This window comes from Rhizobium nepotum 39/7 (genome assembly GCF_000949865.1).
Lineage (GTDB): Bacteria > Pseudomonadota > Alphaproteobacteria > Rhizobiales > Rhizobiaceae > Agrobacterium > Agrobacterium nepotum.
Genome location: NZ_JWJH01000079.1, coordinates 2,501 through 6,383, shown reverse-complemented (window position 1 = coordinate 6,383; position 3,883 = coordinate 2,501). Strand labels below are relative to the sequence as shown.

The following is a 3,883-nucleotide window of genomic DNA, read 5'->3' as shown; positions in this document are numbered from 1 at the left end:
AATGCAAAAAGGCCGCTTGTTGCGGCCCTTTGTATCGGCTGGGCCGAAGTGTGTGATGAGAAGATGTTGATTGTCATACATTGCGTTTTGCAGACCTGGCAGCGACCTACTCTCCCGCGTCTTGAGACGGAGTACCATTGGCGCTGGGGCGTTTCACGGCCGTGTTCGGAAAGGGAACGGGTGCGGCCGCCCCGCGATAACCACCAGGTCGGCAAAACGCAACATATGATCCATGCGGAACGCATGGAAACTGTTGTTTCGAGAAGCTGGAGAGCCCCGAGGCTCTATTTAATTTAACACGTCTTTCTGCGACCCATCCGTATGTTTTCCATACAGGACGTTAGTCCGTCGCGCCTTGTGGCGCGCGCCGTCTGCAGGGCCTTTGGCCCGTGAAGACAGAACAGATATCATCAAACTGCGTTTGATGAACATAATCAATGGGAACGAAGAAGTCGATCGAGCTATTAGTAACGGTAAGCTTCACATGTTGCCATGCTTCCACACCCGTCCTATCAACGTGGTCGTCTTCCACGGCTCTGATAGGGAACACTCGTTTTCAGGTTGGTTTCCCGCTTAGATGCCTTCAGCGGTTATCCATTCCGTATATAGCTACTCTGCTATGCCCTTGGCAGGACAACAGATCCACCAGAGATACGTCCATCCCGGTCCTCTCGTACTAGGGACAGATCCTGTCAATATTCCTACACCCACGGCAGATAGGGACCGAACTGTCTCACGACGTTCTGAACCCAACTCACGTACCGCTTTAAATGGCGAACAGCCATACCCTTGGGACCTGCTCCAGCCCCAGGATGCGATGAGTCGACATCGAGGTGCCAAACAACCCCGTCGATATGGACTCTTGGGGGTCATCAGCCTGTTATCCCCGGCGTACCTTTTATCCGTTGAGCGATGGCCCTTCCACACGGGACCACCGGATCACTATGACCGACTTTCGTCTCTGCTCGACTTGTCAGTCTCGCAGTCAGGCGGGCTTATGCCATTGCACTCGACGACCGATTTCCGACCGGTCTGAGCCCACCATCGCGCGCCTCCGTTACTCTTTCGGAGGCGACCGCCCCAGTCAAACTACCCACCATACACTGTCCCGGATCCGGATAACGGACCGCGGTTAGACATCCACGAAGATAAGGGTGGTATTTCAAGGATGGCTCCACGAGAACTGGCGTCCCCGCTTCAAAGCCTACCACCTATCCTACACATGCCTTGGCGAATGCCAGTGTAAAGCTATAGTAAAGGTGCACGGGGTCTTTCCGTCTGACCGCAGGAACCCCGCATCTTCACGGGGAATTCAATTTCACTGAGTCTATGTTGGAGACAGCGGGGAAGTCGTTACGCCATTCGTGCAGGTCGGAACTTACCCGACAAGGAATTTCGCTACCTTAGGACCGTTATAGTTACGGCCGCCGTTTACTGGGGCTTCAGTTCAGAGCTTGCACCCCTCCCTTTAACCTTCCAGCACCGGGCAGGCGTCAGACCCTATACGTCGTATTGCTACTTCGCAGAGCCCTGTGTTTTTGATAAACAGTCGCTACCCCCTGGTCTGTGCCACCCCATCATACTTGCGTAAAATGGGGTCACGCTTCTTCCGAAGTTACGCGTGCAATTTGCCGAGTTCCTTCAACATAGTTCTCTCAAGCGCCTTGGTATACTCTACCTGACCACCTGTGTCGGTTTCGGGTACGGTCTATACGGTGGAGCTATTTCCTGGAACCTCTTCGCTGCACATCCAATCCAGTAAGAATGTACAACACACGAGATCCGTCACTACCACCAGGCCCACGAATATTAACGTGGTTCCCATCGACTACGCGTGTCCGCCTCGTCTTAGGGGCCGGCTAACCCTGCTCAGATTAACTTTAAGCAGGAACCCTTGGTCTTTCGGCGAGGGAGTCTCTCACTCCCTTTATCGTTACTCATGTCAACATTCGCACTTCCGATATCTCCAGGGCCCCTCACAGGTACCCCTTCACAGACTTACGGAACGCTCCGCTACCACAGCACAGTCACTATAACTGCACTATCCTCAGCTTCGGTGCATGGCTTTAGCCCCGTTACATTTTCGGCGCAAAGACCCTTATTTAGACCAGTGAGCTGTTACGCTTTCTTTAAATGATGGCTGCTTCTAAGCCAACATCCTGGTTGTTTTGGGATCCTCACATCCTTTCCCACTTAGCCATGACTTGGGGACCTTAGCTGGAGGTCAGGGTTGTTGCCCTCTTCACGACGGACGTTAGCACCCGCCGTGTGTCTGCCGACTAGTACTCCTCGGTATTCGGAGTTTGGTTAGGATCAGTAAGACGGTGAGTCCCCATAGCCCATCCAGTGCTCTACCCCCGAGGGTATTCGGTCGACGCTCTACCTAAATAGATTTCGCGGAGAACCAGCTATTTCCGAGTTTGATTGGCCTTTCACCCCTAGCCACAAGTCATCCCAATCTATTGCAACAGATACGGGTTCGGCCCTCCAGTTGGTGTTACCCAACCTTCAGCCTGCTCATGGCTAGATCACTCGGTTTCGGGTCTAATGCAACTAACTAAATCGCCCTGTTCAGACTCGCTTTCGCTGCGCCTACACCTACCGGCTTAAGCTTGCTAGTTACACTAAGTCGTTGACCCATTATACAAAAGGTACGCCGTCACCCTTGCGGGCTCCGACTGTTTGTAGGCATCCGGTTTCAGGTTCTATTTCACTCCCCTCGTCGGGGTGCTTTTCACCTTTCCCTCACGGTACTTGTTCGCTATCGGTCATGCACGAGTACTTAGGCTTGGAGAGTGGTCTCCCCATGTTCAGACAGGATTTCACGTGTCCCGCCCTACTCAAGGACAATGACTGTTCTACGCGTAAGGGGCTATCACCCTCTATGGCCGACCTTTCCAGATCGTTCCGCTTTATTCATCATTGCCACTGGCCTGGTCCGCGTTCGCTCGCCACTACTTACGGAGTCTCGGTTGATGTCCTTTCCTGCAGGTACTTAGATGTTTCAGTTCCCTGCGTTCGCTTCTTACACCCTATGTATTCAGGTGTAGATACCTTATTGCGATATCTAGAAACCATTCGGGTTTCTCACTCACGCTTGTTCCGCACTGCGTGCGGCGCTGCGTGGGCGCGCCGGACGACCGGCGACGCGCTCTGCGCTGTATCAGGAAGTTCCCATACAGGCCAGAGGCCGTCGGCGATCGTTCGCCGTAACGTCGGATCAACGATCCGACAACCAGAATGATTTTCTAGATATCTAAGGTGGGTTGCCCCATTCGGAGATCCATGGATCAAAGCTTATTCGCAGCTCCCCACAGCTTATCGCAGCGTATCACGTCCTTCTTCGCCTGTGCATGCCAAGGCATCCACCAAATGCCCTTAATTCACTTCTTCGTTCTCATTGTCTATGCTCATCCATAGCCGTTCCGAAGGAACGGCAACCTGGTTACCTTTTACAACCAGGTCATTTTCTTGATGACATCGACGTGTTCGATACAATCCTCATTGAAGGCACGCCGGTGCACTTCGAGGTCGTATCATTAAGACCAGCTTCTCGAGATATCATCCGGTGATGCGCGGTCAGGCAACACCAATCCAGCATGTCCATCAGATGAAGGCCTAAACCTTCAAACAACAAACATGCCCAGGACAAGCTTCCCTCCTACCTCCAATCCCTCCACCAATTCCGGCCGACTAAGCCATCACAAGGTTTCACTGAGACTGGGCTCGGACGCCTTGGGCCTAAACCCAAAACACCTGGAAGCTTCCAGACATATCTTCTCTTCACAATGTATTCAGAACAGGCATCAGTTCTTGCGAACGATGCAAACTTTTATTTCTTCAAAAGGATAACGCTTCACGCCGACCACCTCGATCAACCCGC

The 3,883-nt window shown here is 52.7% G+C and carries 2 rRNA genes; both read right to left on the bottom strand.

The window, feature by feature from the left end:
* Window positions 1–93 precede the first annotated feature (93 nt).
* Window positions 94–208 (bottom strand): 5S ribosomal RNA (rrf, locus tag RS75_RS25005).
* Window positions 209–443: 235 nt separating this feature from the next.
* Window positions 444–3,393: ribosomal RNA gene (locus tag RS75_RS25000) — 23S ribosomal RNA — on the bottom strand.
* Window positions 3,394–3,883 lie beyond the last annotated feature (490 nt).